The organism is Marseilla massiliensis (assembly GCF_016899955.1).
Taxonomy (GTDB): domain Bacteria; phylum Bacteroidota; class Bacteroidia; order Bacteroidales; family Bacteroidaceae; genus Prevotella; species Prevotella intestinigallinarum.
The window spans coordinates 1-2,717 of sequence record NZ_JACJJL010000065.1 but is presented as its reverse complement, the minus strand read 5'-3'; the positions used below and the strand labels follow the sequence as shown (position 1 = coordinate 2,717).

Below are 2,717 nucleotides of genomic sequence, written 5' to 3'. Positions count from 1 at the left end.
AAGTTAAGGTCTAAGAAAAACGGGAAATTTTAAAAGGGTAAAATAAAATTGACCCCCAACACCAGGACTTTAAAGGGTCAATCATATTGTAGCCAAAGGTGGGCAAATACTGCTTGGCCAAAAGGGTCAAATTCGCGTGGCTTTTCCACTTTCACTTATTCTGAATAGAAATCTGTAAAATGAATAATACACAACAATTATGACAAGAAAAGAGAAAATATCTGCTTTTTTTAAGCAAAGTGAGCTTTTTGATTATATGGTAACTCGCCCTTTATCGCACATAGTACCAAATTGGGAGTTGACTTGGAATTTGAAAGAAAACAGAGTAGAACCAGAAGAGGATTCATTGGCAGAAGAAGTAAATAGATTATTGGATGAAATATCAGAAGTACAGCCACCAAAGGAATATCATGCTAATGAAGATGTTCTTGCAGAATATGTAAAATCACATTTGAATTGGAATATCTATAAAAAAGGTAAAAGATGGGAGTCTTCTGATTATGAAGCTATTATTAACCAGGGTAGTTTTGGAGATGAAGACCAGAAAAATCTGATATTAGCTGCTGCTGGAAGAATAGAAGCTGCAATAGAACACGGACAAACAAATTTTGATGATATGGAATATGGACATCAAAAAATATTAGCGATGGTAATGGCTAGTATTTTATATCAACGAATAGATTTTTCTAAAATATTAAATTAAAAGACTTCCGTCAATGGAAGTCTTTGGAACAGCGGTTTCTTTGCTACTTTCTTTGTCCGCCTTCTGCTCACCGAAAGAAAGTAGGGCGGCTCTCGCCGCCTCTGCCTAAAGTCGGGTGTAAAGTCCCGTTACATCCGTGAAAATCTGCTGGAGCATATCAAAGTACACTCCCTCGTATTTGGCTATCTCCTTGACCCTGATGTCCGCATACTTCGTCAGTGTCTGACGATAGAAATACATGGTGTATGTATCCGTATCCTCGTCCAATATGATTTTCAGTCTGTTGGCTGACGTCTTGTTCCTTGCAAGGCTCATTTGTAGTCCGTTGCCCAAATTGATATAGTTACGGCTTCCCGTCATGACGGTAAATCCATGACCGCCCAACTGCTGTAAGATTGTATTCGCTATCATCTGTATATGAATTTAAGTTATTGCCAATGGATGGCTTTTGCCACCCGATTTTTTATACATTCATGCTCTGCCTTATATGTTCCAATGTGCGCTCGGCAATGGGTCGTGTTTCCTCCGTCCAAAGGTCATAGTCATGTACGGATATTCCCACACTCCGCAAGTCACGGATATAGCCGGACACATAATCTTCCGTAGGGAGGTAAACGAACTGCATCCATGCGTCCCTGCTGTCTGTCAATATAAAATAGTATTTCATGCTCTTTCTTTTTTATGGGTTGTCTGTTTCGGGTGCGGGCGGTATTGTGTACCGCCACACCTTTAGTATTCTTTCATTTCGGCAATGGGGGTATATTTTCTGAGCCATTCCACCACATGCACCATGTTGTATTCTGAAGTGATGACTGCCGTATGTTCGCTTATCGGGGTCATTCTTGTACTTTCGTAGCTCTCTATCCACTCCTTTAGTGTTGCCACATCACAAGTATCGGTACACATCATATCCAAAATTCCGATAGGGTCGCTGAATGTCACAATCAAAGTATCATAGTATGCTGTCATAATCTGTCCTCCTTTCCTTTTATCCATTCGTCACGCAGGTGTCTGCACTCCTCCAATGTCGGTCTCACGCAGGAGAAAAGTTCTCCGTCCGTGTGTCGGTAGTCATATTGGAAAAGGGTTGTTCTTTTCCGTCTGATAGTCGTTTGGTACTTTTCGTACTTCTCAGTACCTGCCGTCTGGCAGGTACTTACTTCGTTGATGGTCATTCTTGTTGTCATGGTCATTTCCTTTTAATGGTTATCTTTCCTATTTCTTTTTCGGGGTGGGTATCGAAATCCCAGTCCACTTCTTCATCATCCAATGTGGTGTGAATGTTTCCGCCCATTACCAAACCGCACTCTTTCATTACGAGTTCTCTTGCTTTCGTTCTGCTATCGGCTTCTACCTCGAACACTCCCGAAAATACAAATCTTGTATTTACTACATATTTTGCCATATCTGTATCGGTTAAAATTCAACAATCAGCAGTCGGTTCTCCATTACCTTTTCAGGGTTGGTTATCATCCTTTGGGCTACCCAAAGGTGATGCGCTCCGAAGCCGTAGGCGAACAGCCTTCCGAAGTTCTCGTTTTCTGAAAGTTTCGCCATTGAATTGCGGATTTCCTTTTCACTGAAACTCAAGGACAAGGTGTTTATCAGACCGACAAAGATGTCGGTTACTTTCTCGTCCCATAATATCAGTATGTTTTCTATCTTTATTTCCATATCATGTATATTTTGAAGTCTATAAATCAAGCACTCATCCGTTTGCGGATAAGTTCGGCATTGCTCTCTACAAGGCTGATGATGCGGTCGTGGTATTCGGTATTGGAATTACATACACCTCTGCTCTGTACCACCTTGAATGTTGTCAGTGAAACCTCAACCGTTTCAATGCGTTTGCCGTCAATGGTTGCGGATAGTATAAGAGAGTCTGTCCTCTTGTGATAGCTTCCCACACAATGGTGCTTATGCAAAGCTGAACATAAGCACCATTATGCAAAGTGTTATATTATGCGTAGCGTTACTAATAAATAGCTATTATTCAATATTATTTAGCAGCAAC

Annotated in this window: 7 protein-coding genes and 1 pseudogene; 1 reads left to right on the top strand and 7 read right to left on the bottom strand. The window is 40.9% G+C overall.

The annotated features are described in order from the left end of the window. Window positions 1–199 precede the first annotated feature (199 nt). A complete protein-coding gene (locus tag H6B30_RS15795; protein WP_205112216.1) occupies window positions 200–703 on the top strand; it encodes a hypothetical protein in 504 nt (167 codons plus the stop codon). A 105-nt stretch (window positions 704–808) separates the two neighbouring features. Here H6B30_RS15795 and H6B30_RS15790 read toward each other — a convergent pair whose 3' ends face one another. The 7 genes and pseudogenes from H6B30_RS15790 to H6B30_RS15760 form a co-directional block, all read right to left on the bottom strand. After that, window positions 809–1,114 carry a hypothetical protein gene (locus H6B30_RS15790; protein ID WP_018709729.1) on the bottom strand — a complete coding sequence of 102 codons (306 nt, stop codon included), beginning with the start codon at window positions 1,112–1,114 and terminating at the stop codon, window positions 809–811. Between the two features lie 52 nt (window positions 1,115–1,166). Continuing rightward, on the bottom strand, window positions 1,167–1,370 hold the full coding sequence (locus H6B30_RS15785) for a hypothetical protein (RefSeq protein ID WP_205112215.1): 204 nt from the start codon (window positions 1,368–1,370) through the stop codon (window positions 1,167–1,169). 62 nt (window positions 1,371–1,432) lie between these two features. After that, window positions 1,433–1,699: a DUF6956 domain-containing protein gene (locus H6B30_RS15780; RefSeq protein ID WP_239484174.1), complete on the bottom strand. Its 267-nt coding sequence runs from the start codon at window positions 1,697–1,699 to the stop codon at window positions 1,433–1,435. After that, on the bottom strand, window positions 1,669–1,890 hold the full coding sequence (locus tag H6B30_RS15775; protein ID WP_205112213.1) for a DUF3873 domain-containing protein: 222 nt from the start codon (window positions 1,888–1,890) through the stop codon (window positions 1,669–1,671). The genes H6B30_RS15780 and H6B30_RS15775 overlap by 31 nt, the downstream gene beginning before the upstream one ends. Before the next feature lie 2 nt (window positions 1,891–1,892). Further along, entirely contained in the window at window positions 1,893–2,108 is a 216-nt protein-coding gene (locus tag H6B30_RS15770; protein WP_072541306.1) for a hypothetical protein, read from the bottom strand. An 11-nt stretch (window positions 2,109–2,119) separates the two neighbouring features. After that, window positions 2,120–2,377, bottom strand: a complete 258-nt coding sequence (locus H6B30_RS15765; protein WP_205112212.1) for a DUF8466 domain-containing protein — start codon at window positions 2,375–2,377, stop codon at window positions 2,120–2,122. Between the two features lie 26 nt (window positions 2,378–2,403). Next, window positions 2,404–2,619, bottom strand: a pseudogene (locus tag H6B30_RS15760) (PcfJ domain-containing protein); the annotation flags it as partial. Window positions 2,620–2,717: the final 98 nt, after the last annotated feature.